Source organism: uncultured Jannaschia sp., assembly GCF_947494055.1.
GTDB lineage: Bacteria > Pseudomonadota > Alphaproteobacteria > Rhodobacterales > Rhodobacteraceae > Jannaschia.
The window spans coordinates 11,188-35,689 of sequence record NZ_CANLTR010000015.1; the positions used below are offsets into that span (position 1 = coordinate 11,188).

22 protein-coding genes and 1 pseudogene are annotated in these 24,502 nt (G+C 68.9%); 12 read left to right on the plus strand and 11 right to left on the minus strand.

Translation table 11 applies throughout. The features are described 5' to 3' along the window. The first annotated feature begins 25 nt into the window (after nucleotides 1-25). The 6 genes from Q1A87_RS13325 to Q1A87_RS13350 all read left to right on the plus strand — a co-directional run bounded on the left by Q1A87_RS13325 (nucleotide 26) and on the right by Q1A87_RS13350 (nucleotide 6,657). Complete coding sequence (locus tag Q1A87_RS13325) at nucleotides 26-1,084, plus strand: sugar phosphate isomerase/epimerase family protein (protein ID WP_299652134.1); 1,059 nt, start codon at nucleotides 26-28, stop codon at nucleotides 1,082-1,084. After that, on the plus strand, nucleotides 1,081-2,211 hold the full coding sequence (locus tag Q1A87_RS13330) for a Gfo/Idh/MocA family oxidoreductase (RefSeq protein ID WP_299652136.1): 1,131 nt from the start codon (nucleotides 1,081-1,083) through the stop codon (nucleotides 2,209-2,211). The genes Q1A87_RS13325 and Q1A87_RS13330 overlap by 4 nt, the downstream gene beginning before the upstream one ends. Next, entirely contained in the window at nucleotides 2,208-3,701 is a 1,494-nt protein-coding gene (locus tag Q1A87_RS13335) for a sugar ABC transporter ATP-binding protein (protein ID WP_299652138.1), read from the plus strand. Before Q1A87_RS13330 ends, Q1A87_RS13335 begins: the two co-directional genes overlap by 4 nt. Further along, on the plus strand, nucleotides 3,698-4,660 hold the full coding sequence (locus Q1A87_RS13340; protein WP_299652140.1) for an ABC transporter permease: 963 nt from the start codon (nucleotides 3,698-3,700) through the stop codon (nucleotides 4,658-4,660). The genes Q1A87_RS13335 and Q1A87_RS13340 overlap by 4 nt, the downstream gene beginning before the upstream one ends. Nucleotides 4,661-4,689: 29 nt before the next feature. Next, nucleotides 4,690-5,640, plus strand: a complete 951-nt coding sequence (locus tag Q1A87_RS13345) for an ABC transporter substrate-binding protein (RefSeq protein WP_299652142.1) — start codon at nucleotides 4,690-4,692, stop codon at nucleotides 5,638-5,640. A 159-nt stretch (nucleotides 5,641-5,799) separates the two neighbouring features. Beyond that, nucleotides 5,800-6,657 (plus strand): hypothetical protein, encoded by an 858-nt coding sequence (locus Q1A87_RS13350; protein WP_299652143.1) that lies wholly within the window; start codon nucleotides 5,800-5,802, stop codon nucleotides 6,655-6,657. 25 nt (nucleotides 6,658-6,682) lie between these two features. Here Q1A87_RS13350 and Q1A87_RS13355 read toward each other — a convergent pair whose 3' ends face one another. From Q1A87_RS13355 to Q1A87_RS13400, 10 genes are all read right to left on the minus strand, one after another. Continuing rightward, entirely contained in the window at nucleotides 6,683-7,606 is a 924-nt protein-coding gene (locus Q1A87_RS13355) for an acetamidase/formamidase family protein (RefSeq protein ID WP_299652145.1), read from the minus strand. Beyond that, nucleotides 7,603-8,763 carry a M20 aminoacylase family protein gene (locus tag Q1A87_RS13360; protein ID WP_299652147.1) on the minus strand — a complete coding sequence of 387 codons (1,161 nt, stop codon included), beginning with the start codon at nucleotides 8,761-8,763 and terminating at the stop codon, nucleotides 7,603-7,605. Before Q1A87_RS13360 ends, Q1A87_RS13355 begins: the two co-directional genes overlap by 4 nt. A 20-nt stretch (nucleotides 8,764-8,783) precedes the next feature. Beyond that, the gene (locus tag Q1A87_RS13365) at nucleotides 8,784-9,617 is read right to left on the minus strand and encodes a mechanosensitive ion channel domain-containing protein (RefSeq protein ID WP_299652149.1); all 834 of its coding nucleotides are present in this window, start codon (nucleotides 9,615-9,617) and stop codon (nucleotides 8,784-8,786) included. Nucleotides 9,618-9,619: 2 nt separating this feature from the next. Continuing rightward, nucleotides 9,620-10,792, minus strand: a complete 1,173-nt coding sequence (locus tag Q1A87_RS13370) for a hypothetical protein (protein ID WP_299652151.1) — start codon at nucleotides 10,790-10,792, stop codon at nucleotides 9,620-9,622. Between the two features lie 66 nt (nucleotides 10,793-10,858). Then, nucleotides 10,859-12,460, minus strand: a complete 1,602-nt coding sequence (locus tag Q1A87_RS13375; protein WP_299652153.1) for a hypothetical protein — start codon at nucleotides 12,458-12,460, stop codon at nucleotides 10,859-10,861. A 188-nt stretch (nucleotides 12,461-12,648) separates the two neighbouring features. Next, a complete protein-coding gene (locus Q1A87_RS13380; protein ID WP_299652155.1) occupies nucleotides 12,649-13,320 on the minus strand; it encodes an SDR family oxidoreductase in 672 nt (223 codons plus the stop codon). Between the two features lie 111 nt (nucleotides 13,321-13,431). Beyond that, a complete protein-coding gene (locus Q1A87_RS13385) occupies nucleotides 13,432-14,892 on the minus strand; it encodes a fused MFS/spermidine synthase (RefSeq protein ID WP_299652157.1) in 1,461 nt (486 codons plus the stop codon). A gap of 426 nt (nucleotides 14,893-15,318) precedes the next feature. Further along, nucleotides 15,319-16,029 (minus strand): Crp/Fnr family transcriptional regulator, encoded by a 711-nt coding sequence (locus Q1A87_RS13390; protein ID WP_299652159.1) that lies wholly within the window; start codon nucleotides 16,027-16,029, stop codon nucleotides 15,319-15,321. Nucleotides 16,030-16,198: 169 nt separating this feature from the next. Further along, complete coding sequence (locus Q1A87_RS13395; protein ID WP_299652161.1) at nucleotides 16,199-17,107, minus strand: D-amino acid aminotransferase; 909 nt, start codon at nucleotides 17,105-17,107, stop codon at nucleotides 16,199-16,201. A gap of 50 nt (nucleotides 17,108-17,157) precedes the next feature. Further along, nucleotides 17,158-17,451 carry a YggT family protein gene (locus tag Q1A87_RS13400; protein ID WP_299652163.1) on the minus strand — a complete coding sequence of 98 codons (294 nt, stop codon included), beginning with the start codon at nucleotides 17,449-17,451 and terminating at the stop codon, nucleotides 17,158-17,160. A gap of 176 nt (nucleotides 17,452-17,627) precedes the next feature. Between Q1A87_RS13400 and Q1A87_RS13405 the strand changes: the two genes are divergently transcribed. The 5 genes and pseudogenes from Q1A87_RS13405 to Q1A87_RS13425 all read left to right on the plus strand — a co-directional run bounded on the left by Q1A87_RS13405 (nucleotide 17,628) and on the right by Q1A87_RS13425 (nucleotide 22,196). Continuing rightward, a complete protein-coding gene (locus Q1A87_RS13405) occupies nucleotides 17,628-18,185 on the plus strand; it encodes an acyl-CoA thioesterase (protein WP_299652165.1) in 558 nt (185 codons plus the stop codon). A gap of 16 nt (nucleotides 18,186-18,201) precedes the next feature. Continuing rightward, nucleotides 18,202-19,581 (plus strand): annotated as a pseudogene (locus Q1A87_RS13410) (MFS transporter); the annotation flags it as partial. Then, a complete protein-coding gene (gene mepA / locus Q1A87_RS13415; protein ID WP_299652167.1) occupies nucleotides 19,578-20,438 on the plus strand; it encodes a penicillin-insensitive murein endopeptidase in 861 nt (286 codons plus the stop codon). The pseudogene Q1A87_RS13410 and the gene mepA, both read left to right, overlap by 4 nt. Further along, nucleotides 20,411-21,295, plus strand: a complete 885-nt coding sequence (locus Q1A87_RS13420; RefSeq protein WP_299652169.1) for an esterase-like activity of phytase family protein — start codon at nucleotides 20,411-20,413, stop codon at nucleotides 21,293-21,295. Before mepA ends, Q1A87_RS13420 begins: the two co-directional genes overlap by 28 nt. A 193-nt stretch (nucleotides 21,296-21,488) precedes the next feature. Next, the gene (locus Q1A87_RS13425) at nucleotides 21,489-22,196 is read left to right on the plus strand and encodes an HAD family hydrolase (RefSeq protein WP_299652171.1); all 708 of its coding nucleotides are present in this window, start codon (nucleotides 21,489-21,491) and stop codon (nucleotides 22,194-22,196) included. Here the strand turns inward: Q1A87_RS13425 and Q1A87_RS13430 are convergent. Next, nucleotides 22,169-23,215, minus strand: coding sequence for a glycosyltransferase family 4 protein (locus Q1A87_RS13430; protein ID WP_299652173.1), 1,047 nt, complete (start codon nucleotides 23,213-23,215; stop codon nucleotides 22,169-22,171). The genes Q1A87_RS13425 and Q1A87_RS13430 overlap by 28 nt on opposite strands. A 107-nt stretch (nucleotides 23,216-23,322) precedes the next feature. Between Q1A87_RS13430 and Q1A87_RS13435 the strand changes: the two genes are divergently transcribed. Then, nucleotides 23,323-24,483 (plus strand): MFS transporter, encoded by a 1,161-nt coding sequence (locus tag Q1A87_RS13435; protein WP_299652175.1) that lies wholly within the window; start codon nucleotides 23,323-23,325, stop codon nucleotides 24,481-24,483. Nucleotides 24,484-24,502 lie beyond the last annotated feature (19 nt).

Sequence of the window (24,502 nt, forward strand, 5' to 3'; positions counted from 1 at the left end):
ACGCGCTGCCCGAGGGAGGATAGCGATGAAGACGATCAAGGGCCCCGCCCTGTTCCTGGCGCAGTTCGCAGGCGACACGGCGCCGTTCGACACGTGGGACGGTATCACGAAATGGGCGGCCGATTGCGGCTACGAGGGCGTGCAGGCCCCGAGCTGGGACGCGCGGCTCTTCGATCTGGCGCAGGCTGCCGAAAGCAAGGATTACTGCGAGACCTGGGCCGGGCAGGCACGCGAGAACGGGGTCGAGGTGACCGAGCTCTCGACGCATCTGCAGGGCCAGCTCGTCGCCGTCCATCCGGCCTACGACGTGGCCTTCGACGGATTCGCCGATCCCAGCGTCCACGGCGATCCGAAGGCGCGGCAGGAATGGGCGGTCGATCAGGTGCGCAAGGCGATCACCGCGTCGCGCCACCTGGGCATCGGCCAGCTCGCCAGCTTCTCCGGCGCGCTGGCCTGGCCCTACGTCTATCCCTGGCCGCAGCGGCCCGCGGGCCTGATCGACGCGGCCTTCGACGAGCTCGCGGCGCGCTGGCGCCCGATCCTCGACCACGCCGAGGAGAACGGCGTCGACATCTGCTACGAGATCCATCCCGGCGAGGATCTTCACGATGGCGTGACCTTCGAGATGTTCCTCGACCGTGTGGATCAACACCCGCGGGCGAACATGCTCTACGACCCGAGCCATTACGTGCTGCAATGCCTCGACTATCTCGACAACATCGACATCTACCGCGACCGCATCCGGATGTTCCACGTCAAGGACGCGGAGTTCAATCCGACCGGTCGGCAGGGCGTCTATGGCGGCTACCAGTCTTGGGTCGACCGCGCGGGACGGTTCCGGTCGCTTGGGGACGGACAGGTCGATTTCGGCGCGATCTTCTCCAAGATGGCGGCGAACGATTTCGACGGCTGGGCCGTGGTCGAATGGGAATGCGCCCTGAAGCACCCCGAGGACGGCGCGCGCGAGGGAGCGCAATTCGTCCGCGACCACATCATCCGCGTGACGCCGCAGGCCTTCGACGACTTCGCCGCGGGCGGCACCGACGACGCGGCCAACCGCGCCATGCTGGGTCTCGACCGATGAGCCGCATCCGTCTGGGCATGGTCGGCGGCGGGTCCGGCGCGTTCATCGGCGGGGTGCATCGCATCGCCTCCCGGCTCGACGACCGGTTCGAGCTGGTCGCGGGCGCGTTGAGCTCGACGCCTGAAAAGGCGGAGGCGTCGGGGCGTGAGCTCGGGATCGACCCGAAGCGCAGCTACAGCGACTACGCCGAGATGGCCAAACGCGAGGCGCGGCTCCGCGACGGGATCGAGGCGGTGGCGATCGTCACGCCGAACCACGTCCACTTTCCCGCCGCACGGGAGTTCCTGCGCCGGGGCATCCACGTCATCTGCGACAAGCCGCTGACCTCGACGCTGGCCGACGCCAGGAAGATGGTCGCGGCGGCGGAGAAGTCCGATGCGCTCTTCGTGCTGACGCACAACTACACCGGCTACCCGATGATCCGCCAGGCACGCCGGATGGTGGCCGAGGGCGCCATCGGCCAGGTCCGGCTGGTGCAGGTCGAATACGCGCAGGACTGGCTGACCGAGGCGGCCGAGGCGTCGGGCGATAACAAGCAGGCCGAGTGGCGCACCGACCCCGAACGTTCCGGCGCGGGCGGGTCGATCGGCGATATCGGAACCCACGCCTTCAACCTCGCCGAGTTCGTGAGCGGGCTCGCGGTCGAGAGCCTCGCCGCCGACCTGCAGAGCTTCGTCGAGGGGCGCCGCGTGGACGACAACGCCCACATGCTGCTGCGCTACGCGGGCGGCGCGCGGGGCACGCTCTGGTGCAGCCAGGTCGCGCCGGGCAACGAGAACGGCCTGCGCCTGCGCGTCTACGGCGACTTGGGCGGGCTCGAATGGGCGCAGGAGGACCCGAGCTATCTCTGGCACACGCCCTTCGGCGAGCCGAAGCGCAAGCTGACGCGAGGCGGCGCGGGCTTCACCGAAGACAGCGGCAGCCGCATTCCGGCGGGGCACCCGGAGGGCTACCTCGAGGGGTTCGCCAATATCTACACGGAAGCGGCGGACCTGATCGAGGCCCGCCGGGAGGGCCGGACGCCGGAGCACCTTCTGCCCACCGTCGAGGACGGGCTGCGCGGCGTGCAATTCATCGACGCCTGCGTCCGCTCCTCCAAGCGCAACGCCGCCTGGGTCGAGCTGTGAAGCTGACGCTCTCCGGCATCGACCGCAGCTTCGGCGACGTGCAGGTGCTGTTCGACGTCGACCTCGTCCTGAACCCGGGCGAGGTGCATGCGCTGATCGGCGAGAACGGGGCGGGCAAGTCCACGACGATGAAGATCATGTCGGGCTACCTCGCGCCCACCGCCGGGCAGGTCCTGCTCGACGACGTGCCCGCGACCTTCGCCGGCTCGCAGGATGCGGAGGGGCGCGGCGTCGTGCTGATCCACCAGGAGTTCAATCTGGCCGAGCAGCTGACGGTCGAGCAGAACGTCTTTCTTGGCCACGAGCTGAGGCGCGGCCCGTTCCTCGACAAGCGGGCGATGCGGGCGCGGACGCAGGCGCTGCTGGAGCGGCTGAACTGCAAGGTCTCGCCCGACGCGCGGGTGCGCGACATTTCCAACCCCGACAAGCAGATGGTCGAGATCGCCAAGGCGCTGGGCCGCGAGGCGCGCGTGCTGGTGATGGACGAGCCGACCGCCGTCCTGACCGAGCGGGAGGCGGAGGTGCTGTTCGAGCAGGTCGACCGGCTCCGTGCGGAGGGCGTCGCGATCCTGTTCACGTCGCACAAGCTCGACGAGGTGAAGCGGATCTCCGACCGGGTGACCGTCATGCGCGACGGCCGCGTTGTGGCGCAGGCCACGACGGCGGAGATGAGCGAGGACGACATGGCGACGGCGATGGTCGGCCGCGACGTCTCCAGCCTCTACCCGGCCCGGACGCGACCGGTGGGTGACGAGGTCGTCCTCGCCGTGCGGGACCTGAATGTGCCAGGCCATGCGACGGATGTCTCCTTCGACCTGCATCGCGGCGAGATCCTCGGGATCGCCGGCCTGATCGGGTCGGGGCGGACCGAGACGATGGAGGGCCTGGTCGGGCTGCGAACCGCGACCGGCCGGATCGAGATGCACGGTCAGCAGGTCCGCTTCGACCGCCCCCGCGCTGCGCTCGCAGCCGGGATGGCTTACCTGACGGAAGACCGGAAGGCGCGCGGCCTGCTGCTCGCCAAGGGCATGCGCGAGAACCTGACGCTGCAGAGCCTGCCGGACTTCACCGCGTTCCTGATCGACGAACGGGCCGAGGACCGTGCGCTCGACCGGGCCATCGCCGATTTCGACATCCGCGCCCCGCACCGGAAGGTGGAGGTTGGCAACCTGTCGGGCGGCAACCAGCAGAAGCTGCTCCTCGCCAAGACCATGCTCGCCGATCCGGAAATCGTCATCATCGACGAGCCGACGCGCGGCATCGACATCGGGACCAAGCAGCAGATCTACGCCTTCATCCACGCCCTGGTCGCGGACGGGAAGTCCGTCATCGTCATCTCTTCGGAGATGCAGGAGGTGATCGGCCTCGCCGACCGTGTCCTCGTCATGCGGCAGGGCCGTGTGGCGGGGGAGCTTACGGGTGACGGGATCGGCGAGGACCGGATCGTGCGCCTCGCCATGGGGCTCGACGGGATGCGGGGGGCGGCATGAAGCTCGACCTGCATGTCCTCGGCCCGATCCTAGCCCTCGTCGTCCTCGTGCTCGTCGGCGCGGCGATGAACTCGAACTTCCTGAGCGCGGCGAACGTGACCAACGTCCTGTCGCGCTCGGCCTTCATCGGCATCATCGCGGTCGGCATGACCTTCGTCATCACGGCAGGGGGGCTCGACCTCTCCGTCGGCTCGATGGCGGCCTTCATCGCCGGGCTGATGATCATGGTGATGAACGGCCTCCTGCCGACGATGGGGCCGGGCTGGCCGCTCGTCGGCGTCGGCGTGGGCGCGGCGCTCCTCGCGGGCCTGCTCGCGGGGTTCCTCAACGGCTTTCTCGTCACGACGATGCGGATCGAGGCCTTCATCGTGACGCTCGGCACGATGGGCATCTACCGTTCGCTCGTCACCTGGCTCGCCGATGGCGGTACGCTGTCGCTCGACTTCGGGATGCGGACGGTGATCCGGCCGATCTACTACAACGGCATCCTCGGGATCAGCTGGCCGATCATCGTCTTCGCGCTCGTCGCCATCGCCGGTGAGACCATCATGCGCCGCGGCGCCTTCGGCCGGCACGCCGCGGCGGTCGGCTCCAACGATCAGGTGGCACGGTATTCGAGCGTCGACGTGAACCGCGTGCGGATGCTGACCTACGTGTTCCTGGGTCTGCTCGTCGGCATCGCGACGATCATGTACGTGCCCCGCCTCGGCTCGGCGTCCTCCTCCACCGGCGTGTTGTGGGAGTTGGAGGCGATCGCGGCCGTCATCATCGGCGGCACGATGTTGAAGGGCGGGTTCGGCCGGGTCTGGGGCACGGTGATCGGCGTCCTGATCCTGAGCCTGATCGACAACATCCTGAACCTGACCGACGGGGTCAGCCCCTATCTGAACGGGGCGATCCAGGGCGTCATCATCATTCTCGCCGTCATTCTGCAGCGGGAACGCAAGGCCGAGGGCTGAACCCTCGGAACACCCAAGGGAGGACTACCATGAAACATCTCAGGACAACGCTACTCGGCGCCGCGCTCGCGGCCGGCACCGCCCTGCCCGCCTTCGCACAGGAGACGCAGGTGATCGGCGTCTCGATCCCGGCGGCGACGCATGGCTGGGCCGGCGGCATGAACTTCCACGCGCAGGAGGCGATCGACCGGCTGGAGGAGGTCTATCCGGACCTCGACTTCGTACTCGCCACGGCGTCCGACCCCTCGAAGCAGGTCAACGACATCGAGGACATGCTCGCAACGCGCAACATCTCCGCCCTCGTCGTGCTGCCCTTCGAATCCGAGCCGCTGACCGGCCCGGTCAAGGCCGTGTCCGACAGCGGCGCCTGGGTCACGGTCGTCGACCGCGGTCTTGCGCAGGAAGGGATCGAGGATCTCTACGTCGCGGGCGACAATTCGGGCTTCGGCCGGGTGTCGGGCGAGTACATGACCGAGGCGCTGCCCGATGGCGGCCAGATCGTCGCGCTGCGCGGCATTCCCACGACCATCGACAACGAGCGGGTCGAGGGGTTCGAGCAGGCCATCGAGGGGTCCGGCATCGAGATCATCGACATGGAGCACGGCAACTGGAACCGTGACGACAGCTTCACCGTGATGCAGGACTTCCTGTCGAAGCACGACCAGATCGACGCGGTCTGGGCCTCGGACGACGACATGGCGGTCGGCGTTCTGGCCGCGATCGAGGCGGCGGGGCGCGACGACGTCCAGTTCGTCCTAGGCGGCGCCGGCATGAAGGAGATGATCGCCCGCACCCGCGACGGCGACCCGATGATCCCGGCGAACGTGACTTACCCGCCGGCAATGATTGCGACCGCCATCGAGCTGACCGCAGTGGGCCTGACCTCCTCGGCGCCGGTCTCGGGCACGTTCACCATCGGCTCCGTCCTCGTGACGCAGGACAATGCCGAGGATTACTACTTCGAGGACAGCCCGTTCTGATCGGGACCTGAAGCCGGAGGCCGCTCCCTGGGCGGCCTCCGGCGGGTTCGCCCGACGCATAGCATCGTCGGCCGCGCTTCGTCTGTGTGGCCGCTTTCGGCGTGGTCTCCGATTTCGCTATCCTGTACGGCGGGCCGCGAACCGATCGGGGGGACGAACATGGGCGGGACCGTTCTTTTCCTGGCGGGTGCCCTGCTGGTCGTCTTCGTCTTCTACGACTTCCTCCGCACGACCATCAGCATGGCGGGCCTCGGGCCGCTGACCTTCCGGATCACATATGGCCTCTTGCGGCTCGCATGCCGTTGGGTCCCGCTCCTGGAACGGCGCTTCGGCGCGGGGATGCGGAACATGATCGGGCCTTCGATCCTGACGGCGATCGCCCTCAACTGGATCATCCTCCACCTCGCGGGCTACGTTGCCATGTTCGCCGCGGGGCGGTCGCTGGCCAAGGCGGATACCGGCGCGGCCGCGACCCTGCTCGAGACGGTCGCGTTCGTCGGCGCCTCGCTCTCGACGCTTGGCGCCTCGATCGTCGAGCCGACGAACGGGTGGTGGGACAACCTGTCGATGGTCGCGGCCGTCAACGGCATGGTCGTCCTGACGCTGTCGGTCAGCTTCATCCTGACCATTCTTCAGATCACCACCGCGGCCCGCACCTTCGCCTTGCGCGTCCACACGCTGACGGATCTCGAACCCGACGACACGGCGAGGCAACTCGAACGGATCGCGCCGCTCGGCCCCGACTTCTGCAGCCTCGTGACGCAGATCACGGCCTCGCCGCTGCCGGGCGTCTTCGTTCCGAACGACCCGAGCATGAACTTTCCAGCCGCCATCGTCCGGGTCTGCGACGTGCTGGAGCGCGCCGAGGACGAGCTCAAGCGAAGCCGGACCCCGCGTCACCGGACGGCCGAGCTCGAACGCGCCACGGCGGTCCTGGGCCGGCTGGCAGTTCACGATCCCGATGCGAGCATCGCGGGCGCCATGCGCTGGGCCAGGGAGCACGATCTCAGACGCTGAGGCAGCCGGGCGGCGCCGGCGACCGTCAGGCCAGATGCGTCTTCGCCAGCATCATGTGGATGCCCTTGTGGCCGTTCACCGTCTGCGTCACGTGAAGATCGCCGGCGAGCGAGCAGAGCATGTAGGCCTCCTCCCGCGTCAGACCTTTCGCCGCGACGATCAGGTCGATCATGTCGCGCGTCGCGTCCTCGGCGCAGCGGTCCAGGCTCGGATGCGTGGCGAGCGTGATCCAGTGCGTCGGCGTCTCCGCCCGGATCTTCGGAGGCAGGTCGTCGCGCAGCGTCAGGCGGAAACGCCCTTCCAGCGCCGTCTCGATGGCGGTGATGCAGACCTCGCCGTCGCCCTGCGCCCCGTGCCCGTCGCCGCAGGAGAAGAGCGCGCCGTCCGCGTGGACCGGCAGATAGAGGGTCGTGCCGGCCACCAGTTCCTTGCAGTCGAGGTTGCCGCCATGCGCGCGCGGCTCGATGGTGGAGATGCGGCGCCAGTTCGGCGGCGGCGCGACGCCCATCACTCCGAAGAACGGCGCGAGCGGAAGGTCCGCGCCCCACGGCATCCGCGCCGTCATCGTCTCCGCGTCGAGCGGCAGGATGTGGTTCGTGGGCGTGTCGAACTCGAGCGGCAGCGTCCCGGCCAGCGGGCGGATGACGTTGTAGCCCCAGTCCTGCCGCAGGGCGACGTCGAGGATGTCGATCTGCAGCACCTGCCCCGCCTTCGCGCCGCGAACCGCGACCGGGCCCGTGAGGATATGCCCGGGGCGCCCCGGCAGGCCCTTCGCGTGGATCGCGTGCAGCTCCGGCGGCACGTGGAACCCCTCGCCCGGCAACATGTCCGGCCCGCCGGACACGGTGCGGATCGTGACTTCTGTCCCGCTCTCGACCTCGGCGACCGGCGGAAGCGTGGCGTCGAAGAAACCCCAGTGGCAGGTGTCCGGCCCCGCATCGACGATCACGCCGGCAACCTCTGCTCGGCCAGCGTGACCCACCAGCTGCAACCGGCCGGGATGATCTCGTCGTTGAAGTCGTAGGCGGGGTGGTGCAGTCCGGCGGACGGTCCGTTGCCGATCTGGATATAGGCCCCGGGGCAGGCTTCCAGCATGTAGGCGAAGTCCTCGCCCCCCGTGGTGCGCGGCGCCTCGGCATCGACGTGGCCGGCGACGGCCCGGGCGGCCTCGGCGGCGTAGATCGTCTCGGTCTCGTGGTTCGCCATGACCGGATACGGCACCTCCTCGAGATGGAACGCCGCCGTCGCGCCGTAGGCGGACGCCGTCGCCTCCACCAGCCGGCGAATGTCGTCGACCGCCTTGGCCCGCGTCCCCTTGTCGAAGCTGCGGATCGTGCCACGCAACGTGGCCGCGTCGGGAATGACGTTGAACGCGTGCGTATCGGTATGGAACGCGGTGACCGAGACGACGAGCGGCTGCTGCGGGTCGGTGTTGCGCGCGACGACCGATTGCAGCGCCATCACGATGGCGGAGGCCGTGAGCGTGGTGTCGACGGTGTTCTGCGGCCGCGCCGCGTGCCCGCCGCGTCCCCGCACCTCGATGCGGAAGCTGTCGACGGAGGCGTAGAACGGGCCGGGCCGGATTGCGAAGGCGCCGGCGGGGAGCATCGGCGAATTGTGCATCCCGTAGATCTCGGCGATGCCGAAGCGCTCGATCAGCCTATCCTCCAGCATCGCCTTGGCACCCGCCCCGCCTTCCTCGGCCGGCTGGAACACGACGGCGACGGTGCCCGCGAAATTGCGCGTCTCCGCGAGGTACTTCGCCGCGCCGAGGAGCATGGCGGTATGGCCGTCATGGCCGCAGGCATGCATCACCCCGGGCACGGTCGAGGCGTGATCGGCGCCGGTCGCCTCCCGGATCGGCAGCGCGTCCATGTCGGCGCGCAGCCCGATCGTCGGCCCCGACGCTTGACCGTGGATCAGGCCGACCACGCCGGTCCGCCCGATCCCCTCGTGCACCTCGTCGCAGCCGAAGGCCCGAAGGCGGTCTGTCACCGTCGCGGCGGTGCGGTGCACGTCGTATTGCAGTTCCGGATGGGCATGCAGGTCGCGGCGCCAAGCGGTGATCTCCGGCAGCAATTCGGCGAAGCGGTTGCGGATGGGCATGGTCGGATCCTTCTGGATGTTCAGGTATCGGAGCGTCTCTGGCGTTCCGCCGCGGCGGGGACGACGACCTGCGACGCGCCGACCGATGCGATGGCCGCCTTGCCGCGCACCGTCAGGTCGCTGACGAAGACGAACTGGTCACGCATGTCGAACGGATAGGCCTTGAGGCGGTAATGCGTGCCATAGGGCGTCTCCGACAGGATGACGATCACCGGGCGTTCGAAATCCAGGTAGGCGCTCGTCATCGCGACGTTGCGGAGTGCGGCCCGGAGGGCCTTGGCGTCGTGGTCGGGTGCGACCCAGAACTCGGCCACGCACAACAGCGTCCGGGCGCCGTCGTTGCCGTTGACGACGTTTTCTTTCCAGAGCCGGATATGCGGCGCCGTCACGATGTCGTCGGCGGGCGTGCGGAGCCGGATCGACCGCAGGCCGACCGACTGCACCTCGCCGTAATCCTCACCGACCTTGACCCAGTCGCCCGGCCGGTAGGGCTTCTCGACGATGGCGACGACCCCGGCGATCAGGCTGCTGACGTAATCCTTGAAGGCGAAGCCGATGGCGACGCTGGCCGCGCCCGCGATGACGAGGAAGTTCTGAAAGGTGATGTTGAAGACGATTGGGATGATCCAGAGGATCGCCCCCACCAGCAGGAACAGCCGGATCAACGGCACCGCGCCCAGAACGTAGAGCCGGACCTGGCTCGGCCCGGTCTGCGCGAGGCGCGGGAAGGTCCGGCGGACGAAGAAGATGATCGCCCAAGTCCCGAGGACGATCAACGCGATCTTGACGAAGCTGATGTCCTGGAGGTCGTTGATGAGCTTCGCGGCCTTCTGGCCTGCCTCGTCTCCGTTCATCGCTATATCCCGTCCCTCGGGAGCCCGGCATCGCCCAGCGCGGCCCGCACGGCCGGGTAGGCGCGCGGCACGACCGAGAGCCGCGTCCGGTCCCCCTCCCCGGATCGCTCGACGAGCCCCGCCGCGACGAGCGCGGGAACCACTCTGTCCGTGTCGGGCAGCGGCAGGACGCGCGACAGCAGGTGCGGCGACAGACCGCCGTGGACCAGAAGGGCATGGATGGTGAGAAGTGCGCTCTGCCGATTGGCATCGGGAACCTCGTGTTCCGGCGCGGGCGCGATCCAGAACGTGTCGTCGTCATGGATGTCCGGCACGCTCTCGTCGTCACCATTCGGATGCAGGTCGCTGATCGAAGCCCGCCAGAGGGCCCAGGCGACCCAGGGAATGCCGAACGACCGGGCGGCGAGGCGGACGAACACATCGTGCGGCGCATCGTCCTCCGTCTCGAAGACGTCGTCCCCGTTCTCGACCCGCCGGAACCGGATGCCCTGCGCCCTCGTGGCCTTGGTCAGGGCACCGAACCAGGCCTGCAGATGCGCCCCGTCATAGGCCTGGAACGTATAGGGCTTCGGCAGGAGCATCGCGGCGTCCGCGGCCTTGGACAGGTAGGCCCAGGCCCAGCTGTCGCAGCCGACGAACACCGGACGCTCGGACCCGGCAATCGCAGCGAGCAAGGCGCGGATCGTGTCGAGGCCGGCGGCATCGCGAAGGAACCACTCCTCCAGATGGGGGATGACGAGCACGCCTTCTCCGGACAGGTCGGGCGCCGGCGGGCCCGGATCGTCGACAAGGAGCGCGCGGTCCGGAGCCTCGAGCACCGGGAGGGCCTGCGCCCGTGTCCAGGCGTCGATCAGGTCGCGTCCGCCCGGCGGCAGGGCGACGACCTGCACGCGGGAGCCGGCCTCGGGCTGCGCCAGCCACTCCGCGTAGCTGTGTGCGAGGTCGCGCAGGACCGGCTGCCACGGCGGCGGCGGGACGATTTCGTCGAGCCTTTCGGTCGTCGTGCGGTCCAGACGCGTCTCGTCCACCAGCGGTCCGTCCGGCTCCGCCCGTGCGAAAAGATCCCGGGCGCGCGTGAGAAGGCGCTGCAGGGTTTCGTCCGCCGGCATGGACGGTTCGGAGAACGTGTTGAACGTCCGGAAGGCCCTGGGGGCCAGCGGGTCGTGTTCGGGCATGGGCGGTCCTGTCGGTCCGGGCGAGGCTATCCCGCCCGGTCGCCGCCGGAAAGTGCCGCAAACGGACTACAGAAGGAAGTCGTCGAACTCGTCTTCGTCTTCGGTCGGTTCGTCCTGAACCTCCGGAAGACCGAGAGCCTCGCGGTGCACCGTCCGTTCGACCTCCATCGTGTAGCTCGCATAGAGCCAGGGGATGTCTTGGTATTCCTCGTCGGCGCCCGGAACCGTGGTCCGGATCGTCCCGGCCAGATCGGCGAAAGCCGGCGCGTAGCTCGCCGCGGCCTGGAAGGCCTGGATCGCCGCGGCCGACGACGTCGCAAGGCGCGTCGACTGCGACTGGAGGGCTTCCCGACCCGTCGAGATCTGATCCACCATTCGGGCGATCCCCGTGGAACGCTGGGATAGGGTCTCCTGGATCGTCGACAGCTGCGCCAGATCCGCTTCGAGGCCGGTCTGCTCGAGGGCCTTGGACGTCCGGCGGATGCGCTTGAGGGCGACGCTGATCTGCTCGATCAGACTGGAGGACCGCTCCACGACGGCGCGCACATGGCCGGCCAGGAAGGGCAGCGGCGTATCGGTATTCGATAGCTTGCTGGCCACGATCAGGGCGTTGAAGACCGATGTCTCGAGCGCGCCGTTGAGGCTGCTCGCCTTCTCGAGATTGAGCTGCGCCCGGTCGATCCGCTCGACGAGATCGCCCAGCAGATCGACCGTGTTGTCGAGCTTGGCGCGCCCCGAGGAAACGGCGTTGAGCATCCCGTCGTTCGTCCGCCGGTTGGCGTCGACCCATGCGTTCGAGGAATCGAACCCCTCGTCGCTGTGCAGCGCGGTATCGGCCGCAAGCACGTCGGAAAGAGAGTTCAGCGCTTCGAGGGCACTGCCCGTTTCCGTGCCGAGATCCCGGGAAAGGGCATCGATCTGTGCGGAGACGACGACGGGGATCGAACGGGCCTCGGTCTCGTCCGCCGACCAATCCAGGGCGGCGTTCAGATGCTCGACGCGCTGCGCGAAGGCGTCGGGAAACTGAAGGCATCCGACAAGGCGGCCGACGGCCTGGCTCACACCGGCGCGAAGCTCACCCGCCGCCGTCTTGACCCGGGCGATATGCGCGTCGTGCGCCTCCTTCAGGGTCGCGAGGTTCTCCTGGCGGGACTCGCCCTGGCGCAGGATCGAATGGAACTCGCTGGCGATCGTGGCAAGCTCGGCGCGGGCGAGACCGCTCTGCTGCTGGATCGCGGCGATCAGCTTGGACGACGCCGTCGAGGATCGCTTCAATTCCTCCAGCTGGGTATCGAGGGTCTGGACGAAGACGGAGACCTGTTCCGTGTCCACGGAGGTTTCGGCCAGCGTGGTCTTGGTCAGAAACGACACGGATTGAAGCTCGACGGCGCACCGGTCGATTTCCCGCAGGGTCGTGGTCACGGAAATCAGGGCCGACTGGAATTTCTTGTTGGCGAGCGATTGCGCCGCCATCTCGGCCGCTTTCGCCGCGCGTCCGGTATGGGCGAAGAAGCTGGAATAGGAGGCCTGATCGGCCTCGTCGGAGGTCGTCGATTCGGTTGCGTCAAGAAGGCAAGCAACCTGCGTGGCGAATTCCCCGGCCGTATCCCGGATCGTCTCGAGTTCGAGGAATGCCACTTCGAACGTCCCGGCCACGTTGCTGGCCAACTGTCCCAAGGACAGCGTTTGCGAAGAAACACCATCAGTCATCGCGACCCTACCTCTCATCTCGCACGGAGGCGCCTTACCGGCAGAGAGTCTAACAAATCTTGAATCCGGACCCGTTTCGCCGGTCGCTTGTTCGAGACAATTCGCCTGTCCGTTTCGGTATCACCCGTCGGGACGATGCCTCCGCGTCACTTGGGCATGACGAAGACTTCCCGCACGCTGGCCTTGTCGCTGGTCGAGACGGCATACAGGACGGCCTCGGCGATATCCTCCGGCTGTATCTTGTCCGGCTTCTCGGCGTCGAAGAAGGCCGTGTTCACCATTCCCGGCGCGATGATCGTGCATCGGCCGCCCCATTCCGCCATCTCTTCGGCCAGGTTGCCGCCGTAGCCGTGGACGAACCATTTCGACGCGCCGTAGACCGAGCCGGCGATGGTCCGGCGCCCCGCGGCCGACCCCGTCATCAGCATGTGCCCCTTGCGCGGCTTCAGGTGCGGCAAGGCGGCCTTGGCAGTGTATAGCACGCCGAGAATGTTGGTGTGGACGAGCCGATGCCATGCCTCGGGATCGCCGTTCTCGGTACCCGGCACGTCCAGCCCCGTACCCGCATTTGCAAAGGCGGCATCGACACCGCCGAACCGGTCCGACAGGCGCCCCAGCGCCTTCTGCTGTTGCTCGAGCTGGGCGACGTCGCCGGGCAGGGCGAGTGCCGTCGCGCCCAGTTCCTCGGCCATCTCCGTGATCCTGTCCGCGTTGCGCGCGAACAGGCCGACATTCCAGCCTGCCTCCACCGCAGCGCGCGCGGTCGCCGCACCGATCCCGCTCGAAGCACCGGTGATGAACATGGTCTTGCCGGTCATGGCCTTCCTTTCGACGATCGTCCTTTGCGGGCGTCCTCCACCCGCTTTGCGACAACGCGGGTCCGGGGAGGAAGTTGCGCCACGATGCCGCCGAACGGCGCAAGCTCGATATCACCGATGGCCCGCCCAGCTCCGGTCGTCGGTAAAGGCGCGACCGGGGGAGATCCGGGCGGGTCCGTATCCATCCGGCAGGATATCGACGGGCGCGAGTGACGTGCGCGCGGCCGCCAGCAGGACGTTGGTCCGCCCGAGAGAACTCGGCGGACCCCGGACAGCGTATACGTGCGGATAGAGCTCCATCAGGATCGCATGGACCCCGCGGGCGAGCGGTCCGTCGGGTGCGTCGATCAGGTTCACGTAGACCGGACCGTCCACGATCGTCCGGAGGCGTTCGAAGGTTTCGCGCGTGACCAGATGGGCCGGCACCGAATTGGACGAGAACGCATCCATCACGGCCGCGTCGAACCGGCGATCCGTCTCGTTCAGATAGACCCGGCCGTCCGCGTGGACGATGCCGAGCCGGTCTCCGGCCCCGGCGATCATCGGGCCGGCCCGGGGCATGTGCCACCTGACCACCCGCGTCACGAGCGGGTCGATCTCCACCGCGACCGCCCGCGCGTCGGGACGCGCGGCGAGCAGCTTCGCAGGCAGCGTGTAGCCGCCCCCGCCGACGAACAGGACGGAAGGCCCCGGACCCAGATCGCGGTCGAGGCGCGCCCAAAGCCATTTCGTGTAGGACAATGCGAGCACGGGGGCGCTTCCGTTCGGATCGCCGTCCTCGACGATTTGTTCGGCGGCCTGCGTGATACCGTCGGAATAGAGCCGGACCTCGCCACCTTCATCCGCGACGTGGAGGCAGGAGAGACCGGACTCGTACATGCAGGGCGACCCCCCGGCCACGCCCGCGAACATCACGATCGCCGCGGCACCGACCATGCCGCCGGATGGCGGCCCAGCCGTGGGGGCAACGGCTTCCTCGCCATCCCCGCCCCCGGATGCGCAGCCGCGGAGGAACGGGATGCAGGCAAGGGTCAGGGCTCCGCATACGGCGAAGGTCGCCACGGAGCCGATGAGCGGGAGGGCGACGAAACCGGAGAGGATCGCGCCGAAGATCGCGCCGCACGACCCGGCGGCGAGGACGAGGCCCAGCGACGACCCCTCGCGACCGGGCCTGGCCTCGATGGCGAGCTTCGCGAGGAAGGGCGAAGGCAGGCTGACAAGCACGGATGCGGGGAAGAAGGTCAGGATGACGCTGACGAACATTCCGCCCGTTCCCCGCGCGCCGATCGCGTGAAGAAGGCCGAGGGCGGCCGGGGACAGCGCCATCAGAACGGCCGTCGCCACCAGCGCCTTGCGGACGGCGTCGACCGCGGCGGCGCGCGGCCGTTCGGCCACGAACCCGCCCAGCGCGCTTCCAAGCGAGAAACCGGCGAGGACGGTCGCGATGACGGCCGTCCAGGTCAGCAGCGAGGTTCCGAAGAACGGGGCCAGCACCCGCCCCGCCGCGATCTCGTAGGTGAGCCCCACGGCCGACAAGACGAGTATCAGGCCGATCGTGATCCAGAACCGCATGGTTGCCCCGTCGACCCAAGTGAAGGCAGGGCAGCCTGCCGTCCGGGGACGTTGGCGCATGCCGCGCGGCAGGGAAAGCGGCAATCGCCCCGGGGCGCGACGACGATCTCCGACCTGACAGCCGCCCGTCACGCCCCTCGAAAGGCGGCTCGAAGGCGTACGCCTCGACGCACCCCCGACACCTGAATCCTCATGTCGCGCGCGAAGCCTGACTGCCCCGCCATGCACCGCACGTCCACATTCCACTGGCTCGACGGATATACGGGCCTCGCAAGACGTTTGCAGAGGATCGGCACCGGGCGGCGCGAACCGACGACGGTTGCGATCGGTGGCCCTGCCGTGGCGATCGAGTCACTTGCGATCGAATGTCGCGATGGCTCGATCCGGAGACGGGTCGGAATGTAGAACCGCACTCCCGACGCGTCGTCACCCCATGAGTCGTTCGTATTCCCGCTCGGGAACGCCGTAGGAAGCTTCCGCCAGTTCCTCCAGACCTTCGCGGTCGAGGATCCGGATCATGCCGCGGGTCGCGCGGATCATCCCCTTGCCCTCGAGCAGATGCGTGCCGACCGTGACGCCGGCCCGCCGGACACCCAGCATGATCGACAGGAAGTCGTGGGTCAGCTCCATCTCGTCGCCGCCGATCCGGTCGTGACACATCAGCAGCCACCGGGCGAGCCGTTCCTCGAGCTTGCTCTGTCCGTTCGAGAGTGCGGTATGCGCGGTCTGCGTCGCGAGGACCTGGACGTAACGCAGCAGGATCCGCTGGACCGACGGACGCGACGCGATGAGGTCGCGCAATATATCGGCCTCGATCGCGAAACCTCGCCCACCGACCTGCATGACGATTTCCTGCGGCGACTGACCCGTATCCATGACGACCGCCGTTCCGGACATGCCTTCCCGACCGAAGATCCCGGTCTCGATCTTCCGGCCCTGACCGCCAAGCGCGATCATCGATCCGATCCCCGAAACCGGAAAATAGACAGTCTCGACGGGTTCGTCCGCCGTCTCGAGCAGTTGTTGCTGCTCCAGATCGCACATCTTCAGATGCGGCTCGATCAGGGCGCGATCCTCCGCCGACATGGCGTGAATGAGACAGTTCTGCCCGCTCGGACAGATCGACAGCTTGGTCATGAAAGGCTCTTGGTCCGGAAGGGGCAAGAGCGCGAGGCGAGGTCTCTCAACCGGACAAGCCCAAGGGTCGTCTGTCCGGCGGAAGATGGTACCATTAACAAATGTCAGCGGCTACGCACCATTGACAAGCGTACGTATTCGCACATGCAGTCCCGCAAGCGGTCCGCCGTCAGGGCGTGACGAGCGCCTTGTAGAGCTCGCGCAACCGCTCCGTGACCGGCCCGATCCGGCCGTTGCCGATCACGCGGCCGTCGATCTCCCCCACCGACGTCTGCGCGCCGAAGGTCCCGGTCAGGAACGCCTCGTCGGCCCCGTAGGTATCCACCAGCGAGAAGTTGCGCTCGAAGACCGGGATGCCGTCGGCGCGGCAGAGGTCGATCACCTTCTGACGCGTGATGCCGTTCATGCAGTAATCACCGGTGGAGGTCCAAACCTCGCCGCGCCGGACGATGAAGAAGTTGCAGGCATTCGTCGTGTTCACGAAGCCGTGCACGTCGAGCATCAGCGCCTCGTCCGCGCCGGCCTTTTCGGCGGCGATACAGGCGAGGATGCAGTTCAGCTTGGAATGGGAGTTCAGCTTCGGGTCCTGCGTCATCGGCAGGCCGCGCAGATGCGGCACGGTGGCGAGCCGGACGGGCCGCGGGATCTTCGGGCGCGAATGCTCCATGATGATCACCATCGTGGGGCCTCGCGTCGACAGGCGCGGATGCTGGAACGGCAGGCGCTTCACGCCCCGCGTGACCATCAGCCGGGCATGGGCGTCGGTGGTCATTCCGTTCGCCGCACGCGTCGCCTCCAGCGCGTCCATGACCTGATCGGGGGTCCTGCCGATGTCGAGGTCGATCGCCTTCGCCGCCTCGAAGAGCCGCGCGATATGCTCGTCGAGAAACGTCCAGCGTCCATCGTAGAGCCGCAGCCCCTCCCACACGCCGTCGCCCAGCATGAAGCCGGAATCGTAGACCGAGACCGTCGCCTCCGCCCGCGGTGTCAGGCGACCGTTCACCCAGATGAGGATGTTCGCGTTGCGGGCGTCGTCCTCGGCCTCGTGGGTGCCGATCTGGTCCGTCTCGGTGCTCATGCCGAAATGGTGCCGTCAGCCGGGCCCCGTTTGCAAGGGCAACCGCGGCGTCAGCGCATGGCGGCGCTGATCGCGGCCTCCTGCAGGATCATGCGGATGATGATGATCGCGAGAAGGAACACGAGCGGCGCGAGGTCGAGCGCGCCGGTGCTCGGAAGGATCTGCCGGATGCGGCTGTAGGCCGGCTCCAGAATGCGGTTCAGGCCATCCCAGAGCGACGCCACGATCGGCTGACCGAGGTTCAGAACGTTGAAGTTGATCAGCCACGACATGATGATGTGCGCGATGGCGAAGAACCACGCCACGTCGAGCAGCAACAAGGCGATGCGAATGAGCAGGTCCATGCGGTCTCCCTCGGTTCGCCCCGATCTAGAGGCGCCGGCCGCCTGCTGCAAGTATCGGGCGCGGATCGCCAAACGGCGTGCGCCGTTCCTTGATCTGACGCGACGTTCCGGTCCGGCGCCGGCCGGTCGGGCGCGGCGTGCCTTGACGGCCCCGGCGGGGCCGACGATGGCGGGGCATGTATCCGATCGTCCGTCTCGCCTGGCAGATGTTTCGCCACCGGAACGACGGGCCGCTCGCCCTGACCGGGGAGCACATCTCCCACCACATCTGCTGGCCGTGGGACATCGACCCGTGGAGGGAGCTCAACAACGGCCGGACGCTGACGCTCTACGATCTCGGCCGGATGAGCGCGGGCAGACGGGTCGGCCTCATGCCGATCCTCAAGTCACGGGGCTGGGGCCTCACCGTGGCCGGTTCGAGCGTGCGCTACCGCCGGCGCGTCCGGGTCTTCGACCGGATCGAGATGCGCACCCGCAGCGTCGGCTGGGACGACCGCTTCGTCTACATGGTTCAGTCGATGTGGGTTCGCGGCAATTGCACGTCGGAGGCGCTGCTGCGCACGGCGGTGACGTCACCCGAGGGGATCGTGGCGCCCGACCGCCTTGCCGAGGTGCTCGGGGTCGCGGGCGGCTCGCCGCCACTGCCCGGCTGGGTCGCCGCCTGGATCGCGGCGGAGGGCGAACGACCGTGGCCGCCCGAACCCGCCCCGCCCGTCGCGCCAGGCCCGGCCTGACGCGCCCGTTGCGCTCCACCCGGTTCGCGGGAATGGTCGCGGCGGAACCGGGAGAGCGTCCATGACCGACATCGCGCTGAAGCGTCGCGTGCGCGGCTGGATGATGTTCGACTTCGCGTCGCAGCCCTACAACACGCTGCTCTTGACCTTCATCTTCGGCCCCTACTTCGCCAGCGCCGTGATGGACGATCCGGTGGCGGCGCAGTCCGCCTGGGGCTTCGCCATCGCCCTCTCCGGCGCCGTGATCGCGGTGCTGGCCCCGGTGCTGGGCGCGCTCGCGGATGCGTCCGGGCGGCATCTGGGGTGGATCTGGCTGTTCTCGGCGTTCTACGTGCTCGGCGCGGGCGCGCTCTGGTTCGCCGCGCCGGGGACGGAGGTGGTCTGGCCGATCCTCGCGGTCTTCGGCCTCGGGCTCGTCGGCATGGAATTCGCGACGACCTTCACCAACGCCATGCTGCCCGGCCTCGGCCCGCGTCAGGAGATCGGCCGGATCTCGGGCTCCGGCTGGGCGCTGGGCTATGTGGGCGGGGTGCTGTCGCTGCTGCTTATGCTCGCGCTTTTCGCCGAGAACGACAGTGGCGCGACGCTCATCGGGATCGCGCCCGTGCTCGGGCTCGACCCCGAAACGCGGGAGGGCACGCGCTTCGTCGGGCCGTTCACCGCGCTCTGGTACGTCGTCTTCATGGTGCCGTTCTTCCTCTGGGTGCGTCCGGTGCGGCGGCCCGTGGGGGAGGCCCTGCCGCTCGGGCGGGCGCTGCACGGTCTCTGGAACACGATCCGGGCGCTGCCGGAGCGGCGCAGCTTCGCGTCGTTCCTCGCGGCCTCGATGCTCTACCGCGACGCGTTGAACGGCCTCTACGTGTTCGGCGGTATCTACACGGCGGGCGTGCTCGGCTGGTCGGTGGTCGATATCGGCGTGTTCGGCATCCTCGCCGCGATCACGGGCGCGATCTTCGCGTGGCTCGGCGGACGGGCCGACCGGGCCCGAGGACCGAAACCGGTGATCGTCGCCTGCATCTGTGTCCTGCTCGGGGTCACCCTCCTCGTCGTGACCGTGACGCCGGGGCGCGTGCTGTTCCTGCCGGTGCCGGAGGGCTCGCCGCTGCCGGACATCGCGTTCTACCTGCTCGGCGCGGCGATCGGCGGGGCGGGCGGCGCGCTGCAGGCGGCGAGCCGGACGATGCTGGTGCGCCAGACCGATCCGGCCCGCGTGACCGAGGGGTTCAGCCTCTACGCGCTGGCCGGCAAGGCGACGTCATTCGTCGCACCCTTCCTCATCGGCGTGGCCACGCTGGCGTCGGGCTCGCAGCAAATCGGCATCCTGCCCCTCGTCGCCCTCTTCACGGCCGGCCTGATCCTGCTAGTCTTGGTCGAACCCGAAGGAGTTGCCGCATGATCCGATCGATCGCCCGCTGCCTCGCGCTGTGCCTCGCCCTCGCCGCGCTGCCGGCGGAGGCGCAGCGTGCGAAGGATGCGTTCGGCGCCGTCCGCGCCGGTTCGCAGCAGCCGGCCGAGCCCTTCGGCGGCTATTCCCGCGGCTGCGCGGCGGGGCTCGTGCCGTTGACCGAGACTGGCCCCTCCTGGCAAGCCGTCCGTCTCTCTCGAAACCGCAACTGGGGCCACCCGGAGTTGGTGGATGTTGTCGAGAAGGTCGCGCGTCACATGGACCGGATCGGCTGGGGCGGCATCTATGTGGGGGACATGAGCCAACCGCGGGGCGGCCCGATGACCTCCGGGCATGCGAGCCATCAGATCGGGCTGGACGCCGATATCTGGCTCTATCCCGCGAAGGACATGACCCTGTCGCAGCGCGCGCGGGAGAACCTGTCGGCGATCTCGATGCGGCGGTCGAACGGAGCCTACACGAACGCAAACTGGACCCGCGGTCAGCACGAGCTGGTCAAGCGCGCCGCGCAGGACCCGCGCACGGCGCGCATCTTCATCTTCCCGGGCGCCAAGGTCCGGATGTGCGCCGACGAGACAGGTGACCGCGCCTGGCTGCGCAAGGTCCGGCCGTGGTGGGGGCATCACTACCACATGCATGTCCGCATCTCCTGTCCGCGGGGGGCCGGCGGCTGCGAGAATCAGGCGCCGCCGCCGCCGGGGGACGGGTGCGCGGAGGCGGTGCAGTGGGTGAACAATATCCTGAATCCGCCGCCGCCCGACCCGAACGCACCGCCCTCCGCCCCCCGGCGGGATCTGGAAGTGGCCGACCTGCCGGCGCAATGCAGCTCGGTGCTGTCGTCGCGCTGATCGCGACCGCCCTCGGCATCGCTTCGTGGCTCCTAGGCGGGCCGGCCGCGGGCGGCGAGTATCTCGGGAGCTACACCTGGACGCCGCCGTTCCGGGATGCGGGCGGCTATTCGGCGCTCTGGCTCGCGCCGGACGGATCGGGCTTCGTCACGCTCTCGGACCGCGGGACATGGGTCCGCGGCACGCTGGCGCGGGATGCGGAGGGGGTCGTCGCGGGCGTGACGATGACGGAGAGCGGTGCGCTCGCGTCCGAAGCAGGACGGGGTCGCGCCGTCAGCCGGCATGGTCGGGACGCCGAATCCATCGCCGAGGCTGGGGGTGCCTTCTACGTCGCCTACGAGGGCCGGCATCGCGTCATGCGCTTCGACGACCTCGATGCCGTCCCGGTCACGATCCCCGGTGCACCGGCCTTCGCGGAGTTCGACGACAATGCCGGGATCGAGGCGCTCGCCGCGGACGCGGCCGGCGCGCTCTACGCGATCCCGGAGGAGACGGGCGACCTGCGCCGCCCGTTCCCCGTCTTCCGCTTCGCCGAGGGCGAATGGACGACCCCGTTCACCCTTCCCCGCCGGGGCGCCTTCCTCGTCACCGGCGCCGATGTCGGACCGGACGGGCGGCTCTACGTGCTCGAGCGCGAGTTCGCCCTTCTCGGATTCCGAACGCGGGTCCGCAGCGTGGACCTCGACGGCGGCGACGAGCGAACGGAGTTCGAGAGCCGTCTCGGGCAGCACGACAATCTCGAGGGCATCGTCGTCTGGCGCGACGCGGCGGGCCGGCTGCGCGTCACGATGATCTCGGACGACAACCAGATGCCGCGCTTCCAGAAGACCGAGTTCGTCGATTACCTGCTCGAATAGGGTCCGTCCCCCGGTGCGCTTCACACCGATCGGCAGCTTCAGGATCGGTCTCGCGCATCGCGGTTCGCGACATCGCACTTCTAGATACCCTCGGCGAACCGAACCCGTGCAGCGCGTCGCACGGCCGTGGCGCCAGCGGCCGAAACCCTCTAGGCCTGATCGCGAACGCTCATGTCCCGACAAGGAGGCCCGCATGAGGATCGTCGCGTGGTCCGGCCCCCGGAACCTCTCCACCGCCATGATGTACGCTTTCGGCAACCGCCCCGATTGCGAGACCATGGACGAGCCGTTCTACGCGGCCTTCCTCGCCGCGACCGGCCTCGACCACCCGATGCGGGACGAGATCCTCGCCAGCCAGCCGACCGATCCGGCCGAGGTCGCACGCCTCTGCGCGCGGGACGGCACGCCCCATGTCTACCAGAAGCACATGGCCCACCACATGGTGCCCGGCATGTCGCTCGACTGGGCGGAGGGCGCGGCCATTATCCATCTTATCCGTCATCCCGCCCGCGTGATCGCGAGCTACAACGAGAAGCGCGACGCGATCGACGAGGATGCGATCGGCTTCGCCGCGCAGGCGAGCCTCTACGACCGGCTGGGCGGCGTGGTGCTCGACACCGCCGATCTGCGCGACGACCCGCGGGGGATGCTGGGCCGCCTCTGCTCGGAGATCGGGCTGAGCTTCTCCGACGCGATGCTTGCCTGGCCGGCGGGAGGCCACGCGTCCGACGGGATCTGGGCCGCGCATTGGTACAACGCCGTGCATCGCTCGACGGGCTTCGCCGGGCCGGAGGGCCCGCCGCCAAAGGTCCGGCGCGACGACCTCCTCACCGCGGCGCTGCCCTATTACGAGGCGATGCACGCCCGTGCGCTTCAGCCCTCCTCCCAGAGCGCTTCGTAGACCGCGCCGATCCCGGCCGCCTCGGCCTCGATCGAATGGAAGGTCACGGCCCGCTCCCGCGCCCGGCGGGACATCTTGGCGAGCCAGTCCGGGTTGACGAGCAACGTGTCCACCGCCGCCGCAGCGTCTTCGACGAGGTTTCCCTCCTCCACGACGATCCCGGCCGTGCCGTCGGCGGCGAAGGTACGGAACGCGCCGGTGGACGAGCCGACGAAGGGCACGCCGGAGGCCATCCCCTCGAGCGGCGTCATCCCGTAGGGCTCGTAGCGCGGCAGCGGCACGGTGAGCGAGCAGGCGCGGATCAGCGCGGGCATGTCGCGCGCGGGGATCTCGCCGGGAAAGAGCAGCCGGTCGCCGAGACCCGCCGCGCGCGCCTTGGCCTGCAAGCCGTCCTGCCAAGCCCGGTCCTGCGGCCGGGCCAGCCCGAGGACGAGCGCGGTGACGTCCTCGTGCCTCGGCAGGACGCGCAGCATCGTCTCGACGAAGCGGTCCGTCCCCTTCGAGTCCCTGACCCGCCCCACCGCGGCCACGCCACGCCGGCCGGGATAACCGGTCGCCGCCCAGGCGGCGGCGCGGTCCGGTGCGGGGTGCCAGACGCGGCAATCGACGCCGTGCGGCACGACGGCGCGGACATGCGGCTTGTCCTCCGCGGCCGCCGGGATCGTCGCGATCAGCGCATCCATCCGCCCCATCAGCCAGCGCGGGACCATCGAGTGCCGGTGGGTTCCGGCAGTGGTGAAGACGATCCGGATCGGCAGGCGCAGCACGTCGCGCGCCCAGAGCGCGGCCCGCATCTCGTTGTTGCGCCGGACGTGCCAGATCGCGAAGGGCCGGTCGCGGGGCCGGGCCCGCGTCAGCGCCCGCGCCTGCGCGAGCGTGACCGGCTCGGGGCAGTCGGGAAGCGGATGGCCCGCCAGCGCCAGCTCGAACTGCCCGGCCTGGATTGGGATGAGCCGCGCGGCCGTCGAGGAAACGCCGGTGAAGCGCGGGTTCAGGTTGGTGACGACGACCTCGGTCATGCGGGCCTCCGGGACAGGTCCCGCGCTTAAAGCAGGTTCCGTCGCCCCGGCAAACCTCAGCCACGATCCGGCTTGCGGCACCCCGTCCCCCATGTCACGGGCCGGTCATGAAACGCGGTCTCGTCCTCCTGCTCCTGGCCTACATCCTGAGCCAGTTCTACCGGGCCTTCCTCGCGGTCCTGGCCCCCGACCTGCTGGCCGACCTCGCCCTCACGCCGGCCGATCTCAGCTTCGCCTCGGGGATCTGGTTCATCGCCTTCGCGGCGATGCAGATCCCCGTCGGGCTTGCGCTCGACCGGCTCGGGCCGCGGCGGACCGCGGCGGTGCTTCTGGGCGCGGCGGGCGGCGGCGGCGCCGCGCTTTTCGCGACGGCACAGGCGGGCTGGCAGATCGCGGTCGCGATGGCTTTGATCGGCGTGGGATGCGCACCGGTCCTGATGGCGAGCTACTACATCTTCGCGCGCGTCTACCGCCCGGCCGTCTTCGCCACGCTCGCCTCGGTCCTCGTCGGCGTGGGCTCGCTCGGCAATATCGCCGCGTCCGTCCCGCTCAGCCTCGCGGCGGACGCGGTCGGCTGGCGGGGCGCGATGTGGGCGCTGACGGCGGTCACGGTCGCGACGGCCATCGGCTGCTGGGCCTTCGTGCGCGATCCCGAGGCGGTGACGGGCCCGACACGCGGGTCCCTCCTCGACGTCCTGCGCATCCCGGCGGTCTGGTTCGTCGCCCCGATGTTGCTGGTGAACTACGCGCCCGCCGCCGGGCTGCGCGGTCTCTGGGCCGGACCCTACGTCGCGGAGTTTTACGGCGCGGCGCTGGTGGGCCCCGTCACGCTGGCGATGGGAACGGCGATGATCGTCGGCAACTTCGCCTACGGCCCGCTCGACCGGCTGTTCGGCACGCGGAAATGGGTGGTGATAATCGGAAACCTCTTCGGGGCCGTCGCCTGCGCCGTGCTGTGGCTCGACCCGGTACCGCCGCTCGTCGCCACAATCGCCCTCTTCGCCGCGATCGCCGCGTTCGGCTCGAGCTACGCGATGACGATGGCGCATGGCCGCGCGTTCTTTCCGGCGCACCTGATGGGGCGCGGCGTGACGTTCCTCAATCTCTGCTCGATCGGGGGCGTGGGGATCATGCAGTTCGTCACCGGCCCGCTCTTCGAGGGGGCGGGCGGCGGCGCGGCGGGCTACCGCGTCCTCTTCGCCACCTTCGCGCTGGCGCTTCTGGCGGGCTGCGCGATCTATCTCTTCGCGCCCGACAGCCGGGACTGACCCGCGTCCCGCTGCCGCA